The organism is Paracidovorax sp. MALMAid1276, from assembly GCF_049198005.1.
In the GTDB taxonomy this organism is placed as follows: domain Bacteria; phylum Pseudomonadota; class Gammaproteobacteria; order Burkholderiales; family Burkholderiaceae_C; genus Acidovorax.
The window spans coordinates 90,014-111,692 of sequence record NZ_JBMIRS010000201.1 but is presented as its reverse complement, the minus strand read 5'-3'; the positions used below and the strand labels follow the sequence as shown (position 1 = coordinate 111,692).

Annotated in this window: 19 protein-coding genes; 5 read left to right on the top strand and 14 right to left on the bottom strand. The window is 67.4% G+C overall.

All coding sequences use genetic code 11. The features are described from left to right. The 8 genes from ACOQFS_RS16180 to ACOQFS_RS16145 form a co-directional block, all read right to left on the bottom strand. Positions 1-442 (bottom strand): ABC transporter ATP-binding protein (locus ACOQFS_RS16180; protein ID WP_421563850.1); only part of this gene is annotated, 442 nt, incomplete at its 3' end. Beyond that, positions 432-1,229, bottom strand: a complete 798-nt coding sequence (locus ACOQFS_RS16175; RefSeq protein ID WP_421563849.1) for an ABC transporter permease — start codon at positions 1,227-1,229, stop codon at positions 432-434. The genes ACOQFS_RS16175 and ACOQFS_RS16180, both read right to left, overlap by 11 nt. Before the next feature lie 19 nt (positions 1,230-1,248). Continuing rightward, positions 1,249-2,073: an ABC transporter permease gene (locus ACOQFS_RS16170; RefSeq protein WP_421563848.1), complete on the bottom strand. Its 825-nt coding sequence runs from the start codon at positions 2,071-2,073 to the stop codon at positions 1,249-1,251. A 67-nt stretch (positions 2,074-2,140) separates the two neighbouring features. Continuing rightward, positions 2,141-3,154 carry an ABC transporter substrate-binding protein gene (locus ACOQFS_RS16165; RefSeq protein WP_421563847.1) on the bottom strand — a complete coding sequence of 338 codons (1,014 nt, stop codon included), beginning with the start codon at positions 3,152-3,154 and terminating at the stop codon, positions 2,141-2,143. 18 nt (positions 3,155-3,172) lie between these two features. Continuing rightward, positions 3,173-4,213 carry a LacI family DNA-binding transcriptional regulator gene (locus ACOQFS_RS16160; protein ID WP_421563846.1) on the bottom strand — a complete coding sequence of 347 codons (1,041 nt, stop codon included), beginning with the start codon at positions 4,211-4,213 and terminating at the stop codon, positions 3,173-3,175. 162 nt (positions 4,214-4,375) lie between these two features. Continuing rightward, positions 4,376-4,891: a signal peptidase II gene (gene lspA / locus ACOQFS_RS16155; protein WP_421563845.1), complete on the bottom strand. Its 516-nt coding sequence runs from the start codon at positions 4,889-4,891 to the stop codon at positions 4,376-4,378. Continuing rightward, positions 4,891-7,776 (bottom strand): isoleucine--tRNA ligase, encoded by a 2,886-nt coding sequence (gene ileS / locus ACOQFS_RS16150; protein WP_421563844.1) that lies wholly within the window; start codon positions 7,774-7,776, stop codon positions 4,891-4,893. Before ileS ends, lspA begins: the two co-directional genes overlap by 1 nt. A 135-nt stretch (positions 7,777-7,911) precedes the next feature. After that, positions 7,912-8,961, bottom strand: coding sequence for a bifunctional riboflavin kinase/FAD synthetase (locus ACOQFS_RS16145; RefSeq protein WP_421563843.1), 1,050 nt, complete (start codon positions 8,959-8,961; stop codon positions 7,912-7,914). 272 nt (positions 8,962-9,233) lie between these two features. Here ACOQFS_RS16145 and ACOQFS_RS16140 point away from each other — a divergent pair, with 272 nt between their 5' ends. Beyond that, a complete protein-coding gene (locus tag ACOQFS_RS16140; protein WP_421563842.1) occupies positions 9,234-9,791 on the top strand; it encodes an HNH endonuclease in 558 nt (185 codons plus the stop codon). 62 nt (positions 9,792-9,853) lie between these two features. Here ACOQFS_RS16140 and ACOQFS_RS16135 read toward each other — a convergent pair whose 3' ends face one another. From ACOQFS_RS16135 to ACOQFS_RS16115, 5 genes are all read right to left on the bottom strand, one after another. Next, on the bottom strand, positions 9,854-11,164 hold the full coding sequence (locus ACOQFS_RS16135) for a tetratricopeptide repeat protein (protein ID WP_421563841.1): 1,311 nt from the start codon (positions 11,162-11,164) through the stop codon (positions 9,854-9,856). Between the two features lie 135 nt (positions 11,165-11,299). Beyond that, positions 11,300-12,709: an alpha/beta fold hydrolase gene (locus tag ACOQFS_RS16130; RefSeq protein WP_421563840.1), complete on the bottom strand. Its 1,410-nt coding sequence runs from the start codon at positions 12,707-12,709 to the stop codon at positions 11,300-11,302. Between the two features lie 78 nt (positions 12,710-12,787). Beyond that, entirely contained in the window at positions 12,788-13,903 is a 1,116-nt protein-coding gene (locus ACOQFS_RS16125) for an acyl-CoA dehydrogenase family protein (protein ID WP_421563839.1), read from the bottom strand. 24 nt (positions 13,904-13,927) lie between these two features. Continuing rightward, positions 13,928-15,109: an acyl-CoA dehydrogenase family protein gene (locus ACOQFS_RS16120; protein WP_421563838.1), complete on the bottom strand. Its 1,182-nt coding sequence runs from the start codon at positions 15,107-15,109 to the stop codon at positions 13,928-13,930. A gap of 45 nt (positions 15,110-15,154) precedes the next feature. Then, the gene (locus ACOQFS_RS16115) at positions 15,155-15,844 is read right to left on the bottom strand and encodes a YceH family protein (protein ID WP_421563837.1); all 690 of its coding nucleotides are present in this window, start codon (positions 15,842-15,844) and stop codon (positions 15,155-15,157) included. 24 nt (positions 15,845-15,868) lie between these two features. Here ACOQFS_RS16115 and purN point away from each other — a divergent pair, with 24 nt between their 5' ends. Next, positions 15,869-16,459 carry a phosphoribosylglycinamide formyltransferase gene (purN, locus tag ACOQFS_RS16110; protein ID WP_421563836.1) on the top strand — a complete coding sequence of 197 codons (591 nt, stop codon included), beginning with the start codon at positions 15,869-15,871 and terminating at the stop codon, positions 16,457-16,459. 68 nt (positions 16,460-16,527) lie between these two features. Here the strand turns inward: purN and ACOQFS_RS16105 are convergent, their stop codons facing one another. Continuing rightward, on the bottom strand, positions 16,528-16,782 hold the full coding sequence (locus ACOQFS_RS16105; protein ID WP_421563835.1) for a DUF1653 domain-containing protein: 255 nt from the start codon (positions 16,780-16,782) through the stop codon (positions 16,528-16,530). A gap of 65 nt (positions 16,783-16,847) precedes the next feature. Here ACOQFS_RS16105 and ACOQFS_RS16100 point away from each other — a divergent pair, with 65 nt between their 5' ends. From ACOQFS_RS16100 to ACOQFS_RS16090, 3 genes are all read left to right on the top strand, one after another. After that, positions 16,848-18,701, top strand: a complete 1,854-nt coding sequence (locus ACOQFS_RS16100) for a M48 family metallopeptidase (RefSeq protein WP_421563834.1) — start codon at positions 16,848-16,850, stop codon at positions 18,699-18,701. 58 nt (positions 18,702-18,759) lie between these two features. Beyond that, the gene (locus ACOQFS_RS16095) at positions 18,760-20,082 is read left to right on the top strand and encodes an RsmB/NOP family class I SAM-dependent RNA methyltransferase (protein WP_421563833.1); all 1,323 of its coding nucleotides are present in this window, start codon (positions 18,760-18,762) and stop codon (positions 20,080-20,082) included. Between the two features lie 172 nt (positions 20,083-20,254). Continuing rightward, entirely contained in the window at positions 20,255-21,469 is a 1,215-nt protein-coding gene (locus tag ACOQFS_RS16090) for a DesA family fatty acid desaturase (protein ID WP_421563832.1), read from the top strand. The last annotated feature ends 210 nt before the right edge of the window (positions 21,470-21,679 follow it).

Here is a 21,679-nt window from a genome sequence, read left to right as displayed (position 1 = left end):
CGCGCTGGCGCTGGCCGCCCGAGAGTTCGGCCGGGCGCTTTTTCTCCAGCCCGTTCAGGCGCACCAGGTCCACCAGCTCGCCCACGGTGCGGCGGCGTTCGTCCTCGGCCACGCCGCGGATCTTGAGGCCGTAGCCGATGTTGGCCTCCACATTCATCTGCGGGAACAGCGCGTAGTGCTGGAACACCATGCCCACGCCGCGCTGTTCGATGGGGGTGTGCGTGACGTCGGTGGCGCCGAAGGTGATGCGGCTGCCGGCGTCGGGTGCCTCCAGCCCGGCCACCAGGCGCAGCAGCGTGGTCTTGCCGCAGCCCGAGGGGCCCAGCAGTGCCAGCACTTCGCCGGGCTCCACGGCCAGGTCGGTGGGCTGCAGTCCGCGCGTGCCGTCGGCATAGGTTTTGGCGCAGCGGGCAATGTCCACGCGCGTGCGTTCAAGTTGCATGGTGTCTTTCGATCAGGGAGCCCAGGGCCTGCAGGCCCCACAGCACGGGCAGGATGACAGCCAGAAAGATGAGCGTGTAGGCCGAGCCGATCTCGATGCGCATGGACGCATAGCTGTCGGCCAGCCCCACGGGCAGGGTGCGGGTGAGCGGGGTGTGCAGCATCCAGGTCAGGTTGAATTCGCCCACCGAGAGCGTGAACACCATCAGGCTGCCCGCCACGATGGCCGGCAACACGGCCGGCACCAGCACGCCCAGAAAGCGCTGCGCGAAGCTGGCGCCCAGCGAGCGCGCGGCCTCTTCCAGCGCGCGCAGCTCGTGGCGCTGAAAGGCCGCGCCCACCGTGCGCACCATGAAGGGCAGGGTGAACACCATGTGCCCGACCAGAATGAAGGCAAAGCTCTGGCGAAAGCCCTGCAGGCTGCCGTAGGCCAGGATCAGCGCCAGCGCACTGGCCAGGCCCGGCACGGCCACCGGCAGGGTGAGCAGCTCTTCGAACAGCCGCGCTGCCCGTGAACGGCTGCGGGCCAGCGCATAGGCACAGGGCACGCCAATCAGCAGGTTGCCCAGCACGCACAGCAGCGCGATGGCCAGCGACCAGCCCACGGTGCCGCCATACAGCGCCCACACCTCGCCCAGCCAGCGCAGCGTCAGGCCGCTGGCGATGCCGGTGCTGTAGTTGGCGACGAGCCCCGCCACCACCGACAGCGCAATGGGCGCGAGCATGAACACCGCCACCAGCGCCGTGAGGGCCAGCAGGGGCAGGGAGGCTTGTCGTGCAGTGCGCATGGGCAATGAACCGGCTCGCTCAGGCGCCTGCTGCGGCCACCGGGCCCGCCACGCGGCGGGACAGCCACAGCACCAGCCAGGTGATCAGCCCCAGGGCCATCGACAGGCTGGCTGCCAGCGCGAAGTTGGAGTAGTTGGTGAACTCGTTGTAGATGGTGATGGGCAGCACCTCGAACTTGGCCGACAGCGTGAAGGCGGTGCCGAACGCGCCCATGGCGGTGGCGAACACGATGGCCCCGCACGAGAGCGTGGTGGGCGCCAGCTCGGGCAGCCACACGTCGCGCACCACGCGCCAGCGCGGCGCGCCCAGCGAGCGGGCGGCTTCTTCGAGGGCCGTGTCCATGGCGCCGGCCGCCGCCGTGTAGCTGGCAATGGCGCGCGGCAGTGAAAAATACAGGTACGCCAGAAACAGCCCCGCCAGACCGTACGCGAACGTGATGCGCCCCAGCCCCAGCGCATCGGTCCACTGCGCCACCAGCCCCTGTCGCCCGCCCAGCAGGATCATGAAGAAGCCGATGATGGCGCCCGGGAACGACAGCGGCAGCGTGAGCAGCGACAGCAGCAGCCGCCGCCCCGCAAAGCGCTGCCGCGCCAGCGTGATGCCCACGGCCGCGCCCAGCACCAGCGTGACCAGCGTCACCGCCAGCGACAGGCCCAGCGTCTGCAGCAGGCTTTGCAGGTAGCGGCCGTGGGTGAGCACGACGAAATACGTGTCCAAGCCCTTGCTCGCGGGCAGCGCCATCAGCCGGGCCACCGGCAACAGCCAGAACGCGACGAAGAACGCGGCCGCAGGCGCTGCGCAGGCCAGCAGCAGCGGGCGGGAGGGCGCAAAGGCGGGTCGCATGGAAGCGTGCAGGGATGGGTGCAGGGCCAGGTGCATGAGGGCGTGCGGCTGCGCTGTGCGTTGTTGGTTACTGAACGTCCTTCAGATACCGGTCCGCAAACGCCTTCTGCACGGCAGCCATCTTGCTGTAGTCCACCGTCCGGGCGCGTGCGTATTCGGTGGCGGGCAGGAAGCGGGCCTGCACCTCCTTGGACATGGCGCTGGCGCGCACGGGGCGCAAGTAGGCATTGGCCCACAGGGCCTGGCCTTCGTCCGACAGCACGAAGTCCAGCACCTTCTTGCCGTTGTCGGCGTGCGGCGCGTTGGCCACCAGGCTCATCACGTAGGGCACCACCACCGTGCCTTCGGCCGGGATGACGAACTGCACGTTGGCCTTGTCCTTGTACTTGGCGCGGTAGGCGTTGAAGTCGTAGTCCAGCAGGATGGCGATCTCGCCCGACAACACGCGCGCGTACGAGGTCTGTTTGGGCACGATGGGCTCGTTCTTCTGCAGCGCCGTGAAGTAGTCGAGGCCGGGGCCGAAGTTGTCCAGCGTGCCGCCGCGCGCCTGATTCACGGCCACGGCGCCCACGTAGCCCACGAAGGCCGAGGCCGGGTCGAGGTAGCCGATCAGGCCCTTGTAGTCGGGCTTGAGCAGGTCGGCCCACGACTGGGGCACGGGCTTGCCCTTGAGCGCGTCCACATTGACCATGAAGCCCAGCGTGCCCGAATGGATGGTGAACCAGTGGCCGGCCGGGTCCTTCAGGCCGTCCGGGATCTCGGCCCACGCGGCGGGCTTGTAGGCGGCGACCACGCCATCTTTGTGCGCCTGGATGGCGAAGGTCACGCCGAGATACGTCACGTCGGCCACGGGGCTGGCCTTTTCGGCGACCAGCTGGGCCAGCGACTGGCCCGAGTTCTTGTTGTCCGGCGGCACGGTGATGCCGGTACGGGCCTTGATCGCCTTGATCTGGCTGCCCCAGTCGGCCCATTCGGGCGGGCAGTTGTAGCAGATGGCGTTTTGCGCCAGGGCGGCGGCGCTGGCGGCCAGGCCCCAGGCCAGCAGCGTGGTGCGCGCAATGCGGTGCAGGGTGGATGTCATGGTGGTGGCTCCTTGGTTTCAGGGGTGGGACGGAACAGGAAAGGGCAAAGGTGCAGACCCCCGTGATGCGGGCGGTGCGCAGGATTCGCCGGGGCGGAACCTGTGGGCCAGCGTGAGGCCCATCTCGGGACCCAGGGGGCTGTTGCCGGCGATGGCCTGGACCAGCAGCTCCACGCTGTGGCGGCCGATGTCGGTGTTGGGCTGCACCACGGTGCCGAGCTGGGGCGTGAGGTCCTGCCCCAGGGCGATGCCGTCAAAGCCCACCACGCTCAGGTCGCGCGGCACGGCCAGGCCCGCAAGGTGTGCGGCGCGGATGCTGCGGATGGCCAGCAGGTCGTTGGAGCACACCAGGGCGGTAGGGCGCTCGGGGCTGCCCAGCAGCGCGCCCAGCAGCTCGGGGGCCGTGGCCACGAAGGGCACCTGCTGCACGGGCTGCACCGCCAGGCCCGCACGCTCCATGCCCTGGGCGTAGCCCCGGCAGCGCTGCTGCGCCCGGTCGGACGCCTGCAGCAGCCCGCTGACCATGGTGATGCGCCGGTGTCCCAGCGCGGCGAGCTGCGCCACGGCCTCGGCCACGGCCTCTTCGCTGTGGACGGACACGCAGGGGTGTTCAGGGTGCCGGTTGTAGGCCAGCACGTAGGGCAGGCCTGACTCGCCCAGCCGCTGCAGGGCCGTGGAGGTGGCGGGGTTGGACACCACCAGGATCATTCCGTCCACATCGCCCGCCAGCAGCAGGTTCACGGCGCGGTCTTCCTGCGCCACGCGGTAGTCGGTGGTGAAGGGCAGGATGGCATAGCCCCCCGCCACGGCGGCCTGCGCGATGCCGTCCAGGCATTCGGCGAACACCGGGTTGGTGAGCGTGGGCAGCACCACGCCCAGCACCCGGCTGCGCTGCGTGCGCAGGGTGCGCGCACTGGCATTGGGCTGGTAGCCCAGGGCGCGGGCCACCTGCTGCACATGCTCGCGCGTGGCGGGGGCGACCTTGTCGGGCAGGTTGAACACGCGCGAGACGGTGGCGACGGAGACGCCAGCCTCGCGGGCCACTTCCAGAATGCTCATGGCGGGCGGGTGGATGAAAACGATTACATCGATTGCAACCACCCGCTGTGACGCGCGAATGACACGGCGCGCCGGACGCCGAAAAAGAAACAGCCCGCACACGGCGGGCTGTCTGGACGGGAGCGAATGCGCTTGGCGCTTGAAGCTTGGAACTTGGCGTTGTCAGCGCTCGCGCCGCACGCGCAGCAGCTCGTCGAGGATCAGGCAGGCTGCGCCCACGGTGATGGCCGAGTCCGCGAGGTTGAATGCCGGAAAGTGCCAGCCCGCGGCGTGGAAGTCCAGAAAGTCCACCACGTAGCCGTGCATGAGCCGGTCCACCACATTGCCCACGGCGCCGCCCAGGATGCTGGACAGTGCAAAGCAGAACAGCTTTTGCCCCGGGTGCGCGCGCAGCTGCCACACGATGAAGATGGTGGCCACGACACCGATGCCGGTGAACAGCCAGCGCTGCCACCCCCCCGCTTGGGCCAGGAAGGAGAACGCCGCGCCGGTGTTGTGCGCGCGCACGATGTTGAAGAAGCTGGTGATGAAAGTGGCATCGCCCAGCTGGTAGTGCTGCAGGATCAGCGTCTTGGTGACCTGGTCCGCGATCAGGATGACCACCGCCCAGGCCAGCCAGGGCCACATGCTGCCGCCCTGTCGGCCGCCAAATTCCAGGGACGAAGAAGCGCGCGCCATTACGCCGCCACCCGTGATTCGCCTGCGCCATGCAGGTTGCTGGTGCAACGGCCGCACAGCGTGGGGTGGGCGCTGTCGTGGCCCACATCGCTGCGGTAATGCCAGCAGCGCTCACATTTGGCATCAGAACTGGCTTCAACGCTTATCTGTAAAGCGTCTCCAGCTATCAATTTAATAGCCGATGTGATGAACACGAACTTGAGGTCATCGCCCAGGCTGGCCAGCAGGGCGTGGTCCTCGGGGGCTGCCGTGAGCGCGACGCTGGCCTGCAGCGACGAGCCCACCTGGCCGGCGGCGCGCAGGGCCTCGATCTCCTTGTTCACCGCGTCGCGGATCTGGCGCAGGCGAGCCCACTTGGCCAGCAGGCCTTCGTCGGCACCGGCGCCCACCCCGGCCACATTGCCGTAGGTTTCGAGAAAGATCGAGTCGGAGCCGCCAAACACCTTCCAGGCCTCTTCGGCGGTGAAGGACAGGAACGGCGCCATCCAGCGCAGCATGGCGTGCGTGATGTTGTAGAGCGCGGTCTGGGCGCTGCGGCGCGCCAGGCTCTTGGGCGCCGTGGTGTACAGGCGGTCCTTCAGCACGTCGAGGTAGAAGCCGCCCAGGTCTTCCGAGCAGTAGAGCTGCAGCTTGGCCACCACGGGGTGGAATTCGTACACCTTGTAGTGCGCCAGCACCTCGGCCTGGAACTCGGACGCGCGGGTGAGCGCGTAGCGGTCGATCTCCAGCATCTGGTCGAACGGCACGGTATCGGCCTGGGGGTCGAAGTCGCTCACGTTGGCCAGCAAGAAGCGCAGCGTGTTGCGGATGCGGCGGTAGGCGTCCACCACGCGCGCCAGGATCTTCTCATCGCCCGCGATGTCGCCCGAGTAGTCGCTGGCGGCCACCCACAGGCGAATGATTTCTGCGCCCAGCTTCTTGTTGATGTCCTGCGGGTCGATGCCGTTGCCCAGCGACTTGCTCATCTTGCGGCCCTGGCTGTCCACGGTGAAGCCATGGGTCAGCAGGCCGCGATACGGCGCGCGGCCTTCGAGCGCCGAGGCCAGCAGCAGCGAGCTGTGGAACCAGCCGCGGTGCTGGTCATGGCCTTCGAGGTACAGGTCGGCCTCGGGGCCGGTGTCGTGGTGCACCTCGGGGTGCGTGCCGCGCAGCACGTGGCTGAAGGTGGAGCCGGAGTCGAACCACACTTCGAGGATGTCGGTGCTCTTGGTGTACTGCGGTGCGTCCCCGGCGCCCAGGATCTCTTCCACCGTCACGCGGCTCCAGGCCTCGATGCCGCCCTTTTCCACAATGTCGGCGGCCTGGTCCATGATCTCCAGCGTGCGTGGGTGCAGCTCGCCCGAATCCTTGTGCAAAAAGAACGGGATGGGCACGCCCCAGCTGCGCTGGCGCGAGATGCACCAGTCGGGCCGCCCGGCGATCATGTCGTGCAGGCGGGCCTTGCCGTTTTCGGGGTAGAAGCTCGTGTGCTCGATGGCTTCGAGTGCGATCTGGCGCAGCGTCTTGGCGGGCTTCAAGCCGGGTTGCGTGAACACGCCTTCGCCTTCGTCCATGCGGATGAACCACTGCGCAGCCGCGCGGTAGATCACCGGCGTCTTGTGGCGCCAGCAGTGGGGGTAGCTGTGGGTGATGTCCTTGGTGGTCATCAGGCGGCCCGCGTTGCGCAGGGCCTCGATGATCACCGGCACGGCCTTCCAGATGTGCTGGCCGCCAAACAGCGGAAAGTCGGCCGCGTACGTGCCGTTGCCCTGCACGGGGTTCAGGATCTCGTCCAGCGCCATGCCGTGCGCGCGGCAGGAGTTGAAGTCCTCCAGACCGTAGGCGGGCGACGAATGCACGATACCCGTGCCGTCGTCGGCCGTGGCGTAGTCGGCCAGGTACACGGGCGAGAGGCGGCGGTAGCCAAAGCTGCCGTCTTCGCTGGCCACGTCGTACAGCGGGTGTTCAAACTCCAGGCCGCCCAGGTTCTTGCCCAGGGTGGTGGCCAGCACGCTGCCGGTGAGGCCGTAGCGCTCCAGGCACGAGGCCACGAGCGGCTCGGCCACCAGCAGGATGCGCTCGCCTGCATCGACCAGCGCGTAGCTGATCTCGGGGTTCAGGTTGAGCGCCTGGTTGGCGGGGATGGTCCAGGCCGTGGTGGTCCAGATGACCACAAACGCGTCCTTGGCCAAGGCGGGCAGGCCAAAGGCGCCTGCCAGCTTGGCCGGGTCGTGTGCCTTGAAGGCCACGTCGAGCGTGGTGCTCTTCTTGTCGGCGTATTCGATCTCGAATTCGGCCAGTGAGCTGCCGCAGTCAAAGCACCAGTAGACGGGCTTGAGGCCACGGTAGACAAAGCCGCGCTCCATCACGCGCTTGAAGGCGCGGATCTCGCCCGCCTCGTTGGCCGGGTTCATGGTCTTGTAGGGGTTGTCCCATTCGCCCAGCACGCCCAGGCGCTTGAAGTCCGCCATCTGCTGCGCGATCTGCTCGGTGGCGAAAGCGCGGCTCTTGGCCTGCATGTCGTCGCGGCTCAGGTTGCGGCCGTGCTTCTTCTCGATGGCGTTTTCGATCGGCAGGCCGTGGCAGTCCCAGCCGGGCACGTACAGCGCGTCAAAGCCTTCGAGCTGGCGCGCCTTGGTGATCATGTCCTTCAGGATCTTGTTGACCGCATGGCCCATGTGGATCTGGCCGTTGGCATACGGAGGGCCGTCGTGCAGGATGAACTTGGGCGCGCCCCGCCGGGCATCACGCAGGCGCTTGTAGGTGCCCTTGTCTTCCCATTCCTTCACCCAGCCCGGCTCGCGCTTGGGCAAATCGCCGCGCATGGGGAAGGGGGTGTCGGGCAGGTTCAGCGTGCTGCGGTAATCCGGGGCGGTGGTGGCGGGGGTGCTGGCGTTGTCGGACATGAAGAAGCCTTAAGACGGGGCATTCCGGGCAAGCCCGGAGCAATGCAGGAGACGGGGGGCAAAAGAGGGGCAGGACACGGGGCAAGGCCCCGGCGGAGGGAGAGCCTGCGGGGCAGGCGCTGCGCAGGCAGCCCCCTAAATTCGGTCGCGCGTGGTCTGGCGCCGGGTCTCGGTGTGGTTGGGCGCGTGGGCCGATGCAAAGTAGGCGCGCGCGTCCGCGCAGTCTTTGGCGATACCCGCTGTCAGGGCGTCCAGACTGTCGTATTTGAGCTCGTCGTGCAGTTTGTGCAGCAGTTCCACGCGCACGATTTTACCGTACGCCCCTTCGGGGCCCAGTGCGGCCGGCCACTGCAGGCAATGTGTTTCGAGCAGCACGCGGCCGCCATTGGCATCGTTCGGGTCGAGCGACGGGCGCACGCCGAGGTTGGCCACGCCCGGCAGCGGGTCGTCGACGAGGCCGTGCACCAGCACGGCGAAGATGCCGCTGGCGGCTGGCTTCCAGTGCGCAAACCGCATGTTGAGGGTGCGAAAGCCGTTGCCCGCGCCCTCGGCGGTGGCGCCCAGTTCGCGCCCCAGCTTGCGGCCGTGCACCACATGGCCGCTGATGGTGTAGGGCCGCCCCAGCAGGCGCGCGGCCGCTTCCATGTCGCCCGCCGCCAGCGCCTGGCGCACGGCAGAGCTGGAAACCCGCAGCCCATGCACCTCGTAGCTGTTCATGCGCGCCACGTCAAAGCCCTTGGCCTGGCCAGCCTGGTCGAGCATGGCGTAGTCGCCCGCGCGCTGGCGGCCAAAGCGGAAGTCGTCGCCCACCAGCACATAGCGCGCGCCCAACCCCGCGATGAGGACTTCGTCGATGAAGGCTTCGGGCGACTGCGCGGCCAGCCGGGCGTCGAACGGCAGCACCACCGTCTGCTGCACACCGCAGCGCGCCAGCTCGGTCAGCTTGTCGCGCAAGGTGCCGATGCGCGCGGGGGCCAGCTCGGGCTTGTGGTGCACGCCCGCAAAATAGTCGCGGGGGTGGGGCTCGAACGTGAGCACGCAGCTGTCCACCCCGCGGTGGGCGGCTTCGCTGTTCAGCAGCGCCAGCATGGCCTGGTGGCCCCGGTGCACCCCATCGAAATTGCCGATGGTCAGCGCGCAGGCGTCGGACACGCCGGGGTGGTGGAATCCGCGAAAGATCTTCATCGGCTTGTTATCGTTTTGATAGCGCCCTGCGCATACCCATCAAGCGCAGGACGCCAATTTGTCATGAAAACGGAGTATATTGTGACCCACGGTTGGCCCCGCGCAGGGCTGCCCGCGAGACATCTGCGTTCAGAATTCCTTGAGGACTTGCGCAAGTCCGAAGGCCACCAGTGCCCGCGCCGTGGGGCGGGTCGCTGGCAATCGCCCTGTTTTGCGCGAGTCATGTCCTTGTGTGCGTGCCGTTGTGTACGTGCTGTTCCAGGAGACGTGTTTTGAAGGTCTTGAAGCTCTCAGCCCAGGGGCTGCCCCAGTCGTGGATCACGCTGGAACAGGCCGTGATCCACTACGCTGCCGACGAGGTGCGCTGGGAGTCTGGCGGCCAGGTGGCGGTGTTCCGCGGCGGGCACAACGCCGTCTCGGGCGAACAGTCGGTGATCGCGGTCAACAGCATCATCGGCACCAAGGGCGTGCCCAGCATCAATCCGTTCGACCTCAAGCCCAGCCTCACCAACAGCAAGCTGTTTGCGCGCGACCGCAACGTGTGCGCCTACTGCGGCGGCCACTTCCACGAAGAGCACCTCACGCGTGAACACATCGTGCCCTTTGCGCGCAATGGGCAGGACCACTGGATGAATGTGGTCACCGCGTGCCGCCCCTGCAACCACCGCAAGGGCCCGCGCACCCCCGAGCAGGCCCGCATGCCGCTGCTTTACACGCCTTACGTGCCCAGCCTGTGGGAAGACTTCATCCTGCGCAACCGTCGCATCCTGGCCGACCAGATGGATTTTTTGATGGCGCACGTGCCCAAGTCGTCACGCCTGCTGGCGTGACCGATAGCCGCAGTGGATCAATAGCGCCGATGGCGGAGACAGGGGTTCTCCGCACCGACTGATCAGGTCGCCTTGCGCGCAGTGACAACGAAGCCGTGGACCGGTTCGTTGTTCTCGTACCAGAGCACTGTGTCTTGAACGTCGACTGACGCGAAACCCGCAGCCTGGCACTGCACTTTCACGTGGCTGAGCTTGTGGGCATAACGGCCGTTGGTTTGCAGCACCATGTCTGCGCCATCCTCAGCCGCAGGTTCGCATGACACGACGAAGGTACCGCCGGGCGCGAGCAGACGCAGCGCGTGGGGTATGGCTTCGGTCAGCGACCCGGCATAGCTGAACAAGTCCAGCGCCGCTACCACCTGGTACAGGCCTTCCGGTGTTTCGCGCAGAGCATCATGCATGTCCACCGTGTGAAAGCGGCTGTACAGATTGTGGCGGGCTGCCTGTTCGATCATCGGACGAGACACATCCACACCGATCAGGTGGCCTTGCAGCGGGCCCAGACTCACACCGAGCAGGCCGGTACCGCAGCCGAGGTCCAGCACATTGATGTTCCGGTCCGGGTAGTGCGCCAGGAGCTGCTCCGCCACCTGCTTGGGAAGTTGGTAACGCAATCCGCGTACCACGTGCTGGTCATACAAACTGGCCATGCCGTCGAACAACTCCTGGACCAGTGCTACCGGCTGCCTTTGGGGTGTCTCGCCGCGTGTGCACTGGTCGTAGTAGCGCGCCACCGGATCATCCGGCGCGATCGCCAGCAGAGCCTCTGCGTTGGCTTGGGCCTGCGCGGGCTCGCCAGCAGCGATGCAGGCGCGGATTCGGCCCATGTGCACGGATGTGTCGCCCGGGTGTGCCGCTACCAGCTCGGTCCAGAGCGCCACGGATGCGGCATGTTCGCCCTGGTTGCTCAGGTCGCGGGCCAGCAGGCGGCTCAGGCTCAAGTCACCCGGCACCAGCTCCAGCCCACGGCGCAGGTGGCGGATCGCCATCTCGGTGTGCCCGGCACGGTGGGCAATGTCGATCACGCCGGCCAGCACCTGCAGGTTCTTGGGTTCCAGCGCCGCGACCTTTTCGGCGGTTTCCACCGCTTCCTTGAACTGGTTCTGGCGGGCCAGCAGCAGGGCCAGCTCCAGAAGGCCCGGGCCCCAGTCCGGGGCCAGCGCCACGGACTTGCGCAGCGCGTCGAACGCCCCCTGCACATTGCCCGACTTCTCGGCCAGCAGGGCCCCCAGCATGAAGACGCGCGGGTCTTGCGGCCACTGGCGGTTGGCTTTGTTGAGCGTCAGGGCCGCGTTCTTCAGATCGCCCTGGGAGATCTGTTCGCGGGCCTTGGTGAGGTGCTGGAGGTTGGGGTCGGTCGCAGTGGCGCTCATGGATGCTGGATGGTTGCAGGCGGCCGCAGGGCGGGCCGCGGGGCACGGGAGTCCCATGCCGACAGAATGAAAAACAACCGGCGATTATCCAGGATTCCCGTTGTTGCCCCGGGGCGCCGCCCCGGCGCCGCGGCGTTACTGGCTGATCTCGAGCATCACCACACGCCCTTCGGCCGCAGGCCATGTCTGGCCGGTGACCTTCTCGCCATTGAACTCGGCCACGATGGACCGCACGCCCCCGGTGGGCTTGACCTTGGCGGAGGCCACCCCGGCGCCCGCCGGCACGCCTGCGGGCGCCGCACCGTCCAGCAGCATCCGGTCGCGCGCCGGGTCCAGGTAGCCACGCGGGCGGGTCAGCGTGACGACCGATGCGGCGCCCTTGTCCGCGTCGGCCATGCGTTCGGCCCGCAAATGGATGATCTGGCTGCTGCGGGGAAAGCCGCTGCGGTAGATGTGCGTGGTGGCGTAGCCGGGGGCAGACACCACAAATTCGAGCGGTACGCCGGGCTGGGTGGTCAGGGGGCCCCACCGGCCGTCGGCGCCCACCACCGTGCGCAGCAGTGCGCTGCCCGTGCGGGTGCCCGTGGCGGGGTGCGTGGCGTACACCTCCAGCTGGGCTCCGGCCAGTGGCAGGTTGTTGCTGAAGTTGCCCGACTTCGGGTCCAGCGGGTCCACGCCCAGGCCAGTGACCTTGCCGCCCAGCAGCACGGTCTTCTCGGCCACGATGGGGGTGGTTTGGGGTGCCCGGCCGGTGATGAAGCGGTACGTCGCCTCGAAAGCGGCGCTGGAGTAGGACGTCTCGCGGTGGTCGATGCCCGCAATCACGGTGTTCAGCGCACCCTGGAGTTCTGGTCCGGCGGCGGTGACGTTGGTGGGCTTGCCTTTCTGGCCGATCCACAGGCCGTCGGGCTGTGCAAACTTGTCGTTGTGGTCCGAGCGGATGGTCATCCATTGCACCGGGCCGCTCACCTCGTCGCCTGCGGCGTTCTTGGGGGCGTTCAGGGCCGTGAGGAAGGGGCCGGTGCCCGAGAACTCGTTGCCCTCGCGAAAGCCCGGAATCGCCCAGACGCCATGGTTGGGCGTGCCGCCCAGGACGGCGTGGCTCACGGTGGCGCTGCCGCCGCCGTTGTAGATGTAGTTGCGGATGGCGTTGCCACCGCGCGAATTGCCCACCAGCACGACCTGCTTCGCGCCCGTGGCCTTCAGCACCTTGTCCACCTCGGCCTCGAGGTGCGCCATGTGCTCTGCAGCCGAGGTGCGGCCGGGCTGGGGCTTGGCATCGTCGTCGCGCGCCAGCGGGTAGGGCACATCGATGGCGTACAGGCGCTCGCGCGGCCAGCCGTTCGACTCGAAACGCCACAGCGTGGTCTGCCACAGCGCGGCGGTGTCGCCGTTGCCGTGCACGAACACGATGGGCGGCGCGTCGGCCAGCGCGGGGGTGGTGCGCGGAGCTGCGCAGCCGGCCAGGGCCAGCGCGGCAGCGGTGGTGAAAGTGGCCAGCAGCGCACGGCGCTGCAGGGCGGCAAAGGGAGCTGTCTTGGACATGGCGGGGACCTCCAGAAATAAAAAATGCTCGTGGGCCACTGGGCCCACGAGCATTGCATGCTTGCGTGACAGTCCTCGTCAGGCAAAAACGCCGGCGGTGTCCTGCATGCGGGCCGACACTTCGCCCAGGTGGTGCAATGTGTCGCCAAAGGTCATTTCGAGCTGCGTGAGCTTCTTGAAATAGTGGCTGCCGATGTATTCATCCGTCACGCCGATGCCGCCATGCAGCTGCACGGCCTGCTGGCCCACAAAGCGCATCGATTGGCCCAGCTGCACCTTGGCACGGGCCATGGCGCGGCGGCGCTCGTCGGCGGGGGCGCCCAGCTTCAGGCTGGCGTAGTAGCTCATCGAGCGGGCCAGCTCCAGCTGCATCTTCATGTCGGCCACGCGGTGGCGCAGCGCCTGGAAGCTGGCGATGAACACGCCAAACTGCTTGCGCTGGTTCATGTATTCGACGGTGAGCGACACGGTCTTGTCCATCACGCCCACAGCTTCGGCGCAGGTAGCGGCAATGCCGGTGTCCACGGCCAGCTCCAGCGCGGCCAGGCCGTCGGTGGTGATGAGCGTGGCGGGGACATTGGCCAGCTTCACTTCGGCGGCGCGGCTGCCGTCCTGCGTGACGTAGCCTTGCGTGCTGACGCCGCTGGCCGTGCGTTCCACCAGGAAGAGGGCGATCTTGCCGTCCAGCTGGGCGGGCACGATGAAAGCGTCGGCCTGGTCACCAGCGGGTACTATGCTTTTGGTAGCTGTCAGGGCATATCCAGATTGCGCTGGGGCCGCTTTTGCATCGCAAACATCCAGGCGGTAGCGGGCCTTGCGCTCCTGCTGCGCCAGCACCATCAGCGCCTCGCCGCTGGCCACGCGGGGCAGCCAGGTGGACTGGACGTCGGCCGGTGCGTAGTTCGACAGCACGCTGCTGGCGATGAAGGACTGGGCGATGGGCTCCAGCACGATGCCGCGGCCCAGTTCCTCGGCCACCACCATCGCATCGATGGCGCCCTGGCCCATGCCATCGTGGGCCTCGGGCACGGTCAGCGCGGTCAGGCCCAGCTCGGCCAGCTCGCCCCAGGCGGCGCGGTCAAAACCGCCAGCGGCGACAGCGGCGCGGCGGCGCTCGAAGGTGTAGCCCTTGTCCACCCACTTGCGCACGGCGTCGCGCAGTTGTTCCTGGTCGTCAGAAAAATCGAAATCCATGTTCTTGTCTCCTGGAACTTGGGATCAGCCGAGTACGGTCTGAGCCACGATGTTGCGCTGCACTTCGTTCGAGCCACCGTAGATGGTGGTCTTGCGCAGGTTGAAGTAGGTGGATGCGAGCGGCGCGTTGGCGGTGACGCCGCCCGGGAAGTCGCCTTGCCAGCCGGCCTCCATGGCCTCTTCGATGAAGGGCAGGCTGAACGGCCCGGCCGCCAGCATCATCAGCTCGGCGTAGCGCTGCTGGATCTCGCTGCCCTTGATCTTGAGCAGGCCGGCAATGTCGAGCGAGTTCTTGCCGCTCTTCTCGGCCGACAGCACGCGCAGCACCAGCATTTCGAGCGCGACGATGTCCACTTCGAGCAGCGCGATCTGGTCGCGGAAGCGCTGGTCGTCCCACATGCCCTCGGCCTTAGCGATGCGCTTCAAGCGCTCCAGCTCGCGCTTGCTGCGGTTCACGTCGGCAATGTTGGTGCGCTCGTGCGAAAGCAGGTGCTTGGCGTAGGTCCAGCCCTTGTTCTCTTCGCCGATCAGGTTTTCGGCGGGCACTTCGACGTTGTCGAAGAACACTTCGTTGACTTCGCACTCGCCGTCCAGCAGCTTGATGGGGCGCACGGTGACGCCCTTGGACTTCATGTCCAGCAGCAGGAAGGAAATGCCGGTTTGCGGCTTGCCTTCATTGCTGGTGCGCACCAGGTTGAACATCCAGTCGCCGTGCTGGCCCAGCGTGGTCCAGGTCTTCTGGCCGTTGACGATGTACTTGTCGCCCACGCGCTCGGCGCGGGTCTTGACGCTGGCCAGGTCCGAGCCCGAGCCGGGTTCGCTGTAGCCCTGGCTCCACCACACTTCGCCGCTGGCGATGCCGGGCAGAAAGCGCTTTTGTTGTTCGGCGTTGCCAAACGCCATGATCACCGGGGCCACCATCACCGGGCCGAACGGGATGATGCGGGGCGCGCCAGCGAGCGCGCATTCTTCTTCAAACAGGTGCTTTTGCACGGCGGTCCAGCCGGGGCCGCCAAACTCCTTGGGCCAGCCAAAGCCCAGCCAGCCCTTCTTGCCCAGTATCTTGGCCCAGCCCTGCATGTCGTCGCGGGTCAGGCGCAGGGCGTTGTGCACCTTGTGCGCAATGTCCTTGGGCAGGTTGGCTTGAACCCAGGCGCGAACTTCTTCGCGGAACGCCTGTTCTTCGGGGGTAAATGCGAGATCCATCGGTTTGTCTCCAGGTGATCCGCATTTGTAGCACGGTCGTTCGTTTTATTCCTGTCCGGGTGGCGACATTCCGTCGGCCATGCCCAGCTCGGCGCACAGCCGCTGCACGGTGGCCTGCAGGGCGGCGACCTGGCTTTCCAGCGCGTCGACACGGGCCTGCAGCGCGGCGGGCGCACCGCTGCCCGCAGGGGCCGAAGTGCTGACGGCGGTGGTATCCACCGGCCCGCACAGCCGGTGTGCCCAGCGTTGCTCGCGCGCGCCGGGGGCGCGTGGCAGCAGCACCACCAGCGGACCGCCCTTTTCGGGGCTGCGCTCCTGCAGCTCGTCCAGAAAGGCTTCCACCGACGAGATGTCGGCAAAACGGTACCAGCGCTCGGCGTTGATGCGCAGCTCGCCTGCCGTCTGCGGCCCGCGCAGCATGAGCAGGCCCAGCAGCACGGCCGACTGCTCGGGCACACCCACGCCGCGCTGGAAGTTATGCTCCCAGCGCGTGGTGCGGTTGCCGCTGCTCTCAAACGCCAGGGTCAGCAGCTTGAGCGAATCCAGCGCCTCCTGGGCCTCGGCGTCGGTCAGCTGCATCACCGGGTCGCGGCTGGTTTTCTGGTTGCAGCCGGTGACCAGGCCGTTGAGCGACATGGGGTAGCTGTCGGGCACGGTGCGGGCTTTTTCCATCAGGGTGGCCAGCACGCGGGCTTCGTTGGGAGTCAGGGGGCGAGTCGCAGGATCAAAAGGCATGGCTGGGATAATCCGGGGCAATTTATGAAGAACATCGTCATTTTGATCTCCGGCGGCGGCTCCAACATGGCGGCCATCGTGCGCACCGCGCAGCAGGAGAGCTGGGAGCAGCGCTACGGCGCGCGGGTGGCCGCCGTCATCAGCAACAAACCCGCCGCCGAAGGCCTGGCGTTTGCCCGCGAGCAGGGCATTGCCGCCGAGGCGCTGGACCACAAGGCCTTTGCCAGCCGCGAGGCGTTTGATGCCGAGCTGGCCGCGCTCATCGACCGGCACGCTCCCGCGCTGGTCGTGCTGGCGGGCTTCATGCGCATTCTCACGCCCGGCTTTGTGGCGCATTACGCAGGGCGGCTCATCAACATCCACCCATCGCTTCTGCCCGCGTTTCCGGGCCTGCATACGCACCAACGCGCCATCGACGCCGGGTGCAAGTTTGCGGGTGTGACGGTGCACCAGGTGACGGCCGAGCTGGATGTGGGGCCGATCCTGGATCAGGCGGTGGTGCCGGTGCTGCCGGGCGACACGGCCCAGGCGCTGGCGGCACGCGTGCTCACGCAGGAGCACGTGATCTACCCGCGTGCGGTGCGTGCGCTGGTGCAGGCGATGAATGCTATCTAATTGATAGCTGTCAGCGCTTTGACAGTAAGCGCTGGGCGGCGATTTCATTCAATATTTCGCCCAGGCTCTTATGGGCGGGGCGTGCCCTCCGGGCACTTCTCGAAACGGGGGCGGCGCACGCCGTCGATGACCACGTCTTCCTGAAACATGGCGGCGGGCCGCACCCACAGGCCGCGCTGGCCGTAGAGCGCGCGGTACAGCGTCATGGGCTCCAGCGTTTCGCTGTGGCGCACGGTGTCGATCACCTCATACAGCATGCCCTTGTAGTGGCGGTACAGGCCGGGAGGCGTGGGTGTGAGGGCGGGAAGGTCTTCGTCGGTCATGGGGGCGATTGGGCGGTGTGGTTACGATGGCGGTTGACAAAGAATCAACAAAGTGAGGGACGCCCGTGGATCAGGCAGATTTTGTGCACCTGGTGCGCATGAGCGAGCATGCCAGCGCCGACAACAGCCGCGCCTATCGCCGCAGCGTGGCGGCGTTTGCCGCGCTGGGCTATGCCTGGGTGCTGGGCTGCCTGGGCCTGGCGGCCGCCATTGTGCTGTGGGTGGTGCCCCAGTTGCTGCAGGGGCGGTTTCGCCTGGTGCTGGTGCTGCTGCTCATCAGCGCGGCGGGCCTGCTGTGGGTGAGCCTGCGGGCCCTGTGGGTGCGCTTTGACGCGCCGCAGGGCGTGGAGCTCACGGCGCTGGAGGCGCCCGAGCTGTTCGAGGCGCTGGCCCGCATCCGCCGCAAGATCAAGGGGCCGCCCCTGCACAAGGTGCTGCTCAACGCCGAGTTCAACGCCAGCATCGAGCAGGTGCCGCGCTACGGGCTGCTGGGCGGCGCCGTCAACCACCTCACCATCGGGCTGCCGCTGATGATGGCGCTGGACCGCCCGCGCTTTCTGGCCGTGCTGGCCCATGAATACGGCCACCTGCGCGGCGACCATGGGCGCTTTGCCGCCTGGATCTACCGCACACGGCTTTCATGGATGCGGCTGAACCACAGCCTGGCCGACGACCAGGGCCCGGCCGCGGCGGCCACGCAGGCCTTCATGCGCTGGTACTTTCCACGCTTTTCGGCCAAGACCTTTGCCCTGGCGCGGCAGGACGAGTACGAAGCCGACCGCATCGCGGGCAAGCTGCTGGGCCGCGAGGTGGCGGCCGCAGCGCTGGCCGAGATCGAGATCCGGGGCGCCTGGCTGGCGTCGGAATTCTGGCGCGACCACTGGTGCGCCGCCGCGGGCAATCCGCTGCCCGTGGGCCCCTACCGCAGCATGCGGCGGCGCCTGGCCCAGCCCCCCGATGCGGCGTTTGCGAACGACGCGCTGCGCCAGGCGCTCAAGCGCCTGAGCGACGTGGACGACACCCATCCCGGGCTGCGCGACCGCATCGAGGCGCTCGACGCCATCCCCACCGTGCCGGACTGGTCGCGCGGCACGGCGCTGGCGCTACTGGGCGACGAGGCCAAACGCTGGGTGAAACACTTCGACAAGCAATGGTGCCGCGACAACGCCACCGAGTGGAAGCAGCACCACGCCTGGCTGGGCCGCGTGCGCGCGCGCGCCGAGGCGCTGGAGGCCGCTGCAGCGCAGGCTTCGGCGGCCGATCTGGTGGAGCTGGCCCGCCTCAAGCGCCACCTGGACCCGCATGCCAGCGTGCGGGCCTTGTACGACATGGCCCTGGAACGCAGCCCCGACCACCCGGGCGCGCTGCGCGGGCTGGTGCCCTGCCTGCCCGAGGACGACCGCGACGGGAAGCTGGCGCTGCTGCACCGCCTGTGGGACGCGGGCAGCAACGACCGCTATTGGGCCGCGCGCGCTGCCCTGGCCGAGCTGGAAACCCCGCGCCTGGGCATGGAGCACGACGCAGCGGCCTTCAAGCAGTGGCGCAAGCGCCTGGAGCGCGCGCAGGAATCGGAAGAGCGCGCGTGGGACGAGCTGTCGGGCACGTCGTTCTTCAGCCAGATCGCGCGGCATGACCTCAACCCCTTCGAGCTGGCGGAGCTGCAGTCCGAGCTGGCCCGCTGTGCGCCCGTGGCCCGCTGCTGGCTGGTGCGCAAGCACTTGCGCGAACACCCGCAGCGGCGGGCGTACCTGCTGTTTGTGGAGCTGCCCGGCATGGACGATGGCGGGCGCTACGCGCTGTGCCGCTCGCTAGAGCGCCACCTGAGCATCCCGGGCCCGGCGCTGGCGCTGTGGGCGGGCGAATCGCCCACGCTCAAGGAAATCCAGCGCTACGCGTTCGATCCGGTCTTCACGCGGTAGCGGCCCGTGAAACGGCCCGTGCAGCCCCCGAGCCGCCTCGGTGGGACAATTGCGGGCTATGCATCCGAAAGTTCTTCTTGACACCTGCGCCGAGCTCGTCCGGCTGACGCTCACCTTTGAACACCCGGCAGACGCCGTGGTGTCGCGCTTCTTCCGCGACAACCGGGGCCTGGGCCCGCGCGAGCGCGCCACGCTGGCCGAGACGGTCTACACCGTGCTGCGCAAAAAGCTGCTGTTCGACCACCTGGCGCCGTCGGGCTCCGGCCCCAAGGAGCGTCGGCTGGCGATTTTGGGCTTTGCGCATTACGTCGATGCGCAGGCCAGAGGCACCAGCGGCAGCGCCGGGCAGGGCCAGCGCGATTTCCTCAAGAGCGCATTGACCGACCAGGAAAAAAACTGGCTGGACCAGTGCGACACCATCCGTCCCGAAGACCTGATGGAGCGCCACCGCCACAACCTGCCCGAATGGCTGGTGCAGCCGCTCAAGGACCAGCTGGGGGCAGGCTTCTGGCCTCTGGTCGAGAGCATGACCCAGAGCGCGCCGCTGGATCTGCGGGTCAACGCCTTGAAGGAAAAAAGGGCCGAAGCGCAGAAGGAGCTTGCCAAGGCAGCTATCAAAGCAGTAGCAACGCCGTATTCGCCCTGGGGTTTGCGCATTGAGGGTAAGCCCGCGCTGACCAAACTGGATGCCTTCACGCGCGGCGCCATCGAGGTGCAGGACGAGGGCTCGCAGCTGCTGGCCCTGCTGCTGGACGCGAAGCGCGGCGAGATGGTGGTGGACTTCTGTGCGGGCGCGGGCGGCAAGACGCTGGCCATCGGCGCCAGCATGCGCAACACGGGGCGGCTGTATGCGTTCGACGTGTCGGGCCACCGGCTCGATGCGCTCAAGCCGCGTCTGGCGCGCAGCGGGCTGTCGAACGTGCACCCGGCCGCCATCGCGCACGAGCGGGACGAGCGCGTCAAGCGCCTCGCGGGCAAGATCGACCGGGTGCTGGTGGACGCGCCGTGCTCGGGCCTGGGCACGCTGCGCCGCAACCCCGACCTGAAATGGCGCCAGACGCCCAAGGCCGTGCAGGAACTGACGGCCAAGCAGGCGGCCATCCTGGCCAGTGCCGCCCGTCTGCTCAAGCCTGGCGGGCGGCTGGTGTACGCCACCTGCAGCATCCTGCCCGAAGAAAACGAGGCCATTGCCGAGGCCTTCAGCGCCGCCCACCCGGATTTCGAGCTGCAGGATGCGGGCGAGCTGCTGGTCCAGCTCAAGGTGGAAGGCGCGCAGGGGCTGTGCAGCGGCGGCGAAACCGGCAGTGGATATTTGCGGCTGTGGCCCCACCTGCACCAGACCGACGGATTCTTCGCGGCGGTCTGGACCCGCAAGCGCTGAATCTGCCCCCCATTTGGGGATCCGACCCATTGGCGACAATTGGATGGAAAAGCAGCTCTAAACCAGCGCAATTCCTATGGATACCCCTGATTTTCCCAAAGGGTGTCACCTTAAAATCGACCGCCTGCTTCGATGGTGAGCGGGTTTCTTTGTTGTAAGGCTTCTGTTGAATATGCTGTTACCCGATTGGGCTGTGCTGAATGCTGCCATTGACTGGCTGGGCCATGGGCTGTGGAACCTGGCCTGGTGGCAGATCGTGCTCTACACGCTGGCCACCACCCACATCACCATCGCGGGGGTGACGATCTTCCTGCACCGCGCCCAGGCCCACCGGTCGCTCGACCTGCATGCCATCCCTTCGCACTTCTTCCGTTTCTGGCTGTGGATCGGCACCGGCATGGTCACGAAGGAATGGGTGGCCATCCACCGCAAGCACCACGCCAAGTGCGAAACCGCCGACGACCCCCACAGCCCCCAGACCCGCGGCCTGGACACCGTGATGTGGCGCGGCGCGGAGCTCTACCGCGCGGAAGCCAAGAACCAGGAAACGATCAAGAAGTTCGGCCACGGCACACCCGACGACTGGATGGAGCGCAACGTCTACACCCGCTTCGGCTGGCAGGGCGTGGGCCTCATGCTGATCCTGAACCTGGCGCTGTTCGGCGCCATCGGCGCGGCCGTGTGGGCGGTGCAGATGCTCTGGATTCCGTTCTGGGCGGCCGGCGTGGTCAACGGTGTGGGCCATTTCTGGGGCTACCGCAATTTTGAGGCGCAGGACGCCAGCACCAACCTCTCGCCCTGGGGCGTGATCATCGGTGGCGAAGAGCTGCACAACAACCACCACACCTATCCCACTTCGGCCAAGTTCTCAGTCAAGCCCTATGAGTTCGACATCGGCTGGGTCTACATCAGCCTGATGCAGAAGCTGGGCTGGGCCACCGTCAAGAAGGTCCCGCCCAAGCTGCAGCTGGGCGATGTGAAGCCAGTGGCGGACGAGAAGACGCTGGAGGCGCTGATCGCCCACCGCTACGAGGTGATGGCGGGCTATGCCCGTGGCGTGCGCCAGGCGTGCAAGGACGAGATTGCCGCCCTCCAGGAGCGCAATGCCGATGCGTCCGTGCTGAAGGCGGCCAAGCGCTGGCTGCACCGCGATGCCGAGAAGGTGCCTGCGGTCGCCCTGCCGCACCTGGCCCAGGCACGTGCTGCCCACCCCGCGCTCGACAAGATGGTCACCATGCGTGAAGAACTACGCCAGCTGTGGCTGAACACCTCGCATTCGCGCGAGCAACTGACCGCCGACCTGCAGGCCTGGTGCCGCCGCGCGGAAGAAAGCGGCATTGCCGCATTGCGCGAGTTCTCGCTGCGGCTGCGGGCGGCACAGGCCTGAGCGGCTGATTCGTCCCCGTCCCGTCCCGTCCCGCTTTGCAAAAAGGCCTTGCCCCGTGGCAAGGCCTTTTTTATTGCCGGCCTGCGGCCCGTGCAGGGCTCATCCCGCATGGCGAATGTTGCGCGTTGCGGGCCTGTGCGTGCGGGGCAGCGCCGCACGCAGACCCCGCCAGAGTGCTCGCAGCGTGCTGGGTGCAGGGGCGGCCTCCAC

What these genes read in the sequence shown, in the direction of transcription:
- ACOQFS_RS16170 (WP_421563848.1), bottom strand. Translation starts at nt 2,073, where the DNA reads ATGCGACCCGCCTTTGCGCCCTCCCGCCCGCTGCTGCTGGCCTGCGCA.
- ACOQFS_RS16145 (WP_421563843.1), bottom strand. Translation starts at nt 8,961, where the DNA reads ATGAAGATCTTTCGCGGATTCCACCACCCCGGCGTGTCCGACGCCTGC.
- ACOQFS_RS16120 (WP_421563838.1), bottom strand. Translation starts at nt 15,109, where the DNA reads ATGGATCTCGCATTTACCCCCGAAGAACAGGCGTTCCGCGAAGAAGTT.
- ACOQFS_RS16090 (WP_421563832.1), top strand. Translation starts at nt 20,255, where the DNA reads ATGCTGTTACCCGATTGGGCTGTGCTGAATGCTGCCATTGACTGGCTG.
- ACOQFS_RS16125 (WP_421563839.1), bottom strand. Translation starts at nt 13,903, where the DNA reads ATGGATTTCGATTTTTCTGACGACCAGGAACAACTGCGCGACGCCGTG.
- ACOQFS_RS16160 (WP_421563846.1), bottom strand. Translation starts at nt 4,213, where the DNA reads ATGAGCATTCTGGAAGTGGCCCGCGAGGCTGGCGTCTCCGTCGCCACC.
- ileS (WP_421563844.1), bottom strand. Translation starts at nt 7,776, where the DNA reads ATGTCCGACAACGCCAGCACCCCCGCCACCACCGCCCCGGATTACCGC.
- ACOQFS_RS16130 (WP_421563840.1), bottom strand. Translation starts at nt 12,709, where the DNA reads ATGTCCAAGACAGCTCCCTTTGCCGCCCTGCAGCGCCGTGCGCTGCTG.
- lspA (WP_421563845.1), bottom strand. Translation starts at nt 4,891, where the DNA reads ATGGCGCGCGCTTCTTCGTCCCTGGAATTTGGCGGCCGACAGGGCGGC.
- ACOQFS_RS16165 (WP_421563847.1), bottom strand. Translation starts at nt 3,154, where the DNA reads ATGACATCCACCCTGCACCGCATTGCGCGCACCACGCTGCTGGCCTGG.
- ACOQFS_RS16175 (WP_421563849.1), bottom strand. Translation starts at nt 1,229, where the DNA reads ATGCGCACTGCACGACAAGCCTCCCTGCCCCTGCTGGCCCTCACGGCG.
- ACOQFS_RS16115 (WP_421563837.1), bottom strand. Translation starts at nt 15,844, where the DNA reads ATGCCTTTTGATCCTGCGACTCGCCCCCTGACTCCCAACGAAGCCCGC.
- ACOQFS_RS16105 (WP_421563835.1), bottom strand. Translation starts at nt 16,782, where the DNA reads ATGACCGACGAAGACCTTCCCGCCCTCACACCCACGCCTCCCGGCCTG.
- ACOQFS_RS16095 (WP_421563833.1), top strand. Translation starts at nt 18,760, where the DNA reads ATGCATCCGAAAGTTCTTCTTGACACCTGCGCCGAGCTCGTCCGGCTG.
- ACOQFS_RS16135 (WP_421563841.1), bottom strand. Translation starts at nt 11,164, where the DNA reads ATGAGCGCCACTGCGACCGACCCCAACCTCCAGCACCTCACCAAGGCC.
- purN (WP_421563836.1), top strand. Translation starts at nt 15,869, where the DNA reads ATGAAGAACATCGTCATTTTGATCTCCGGCGGCGGCTCCAACATGGCG.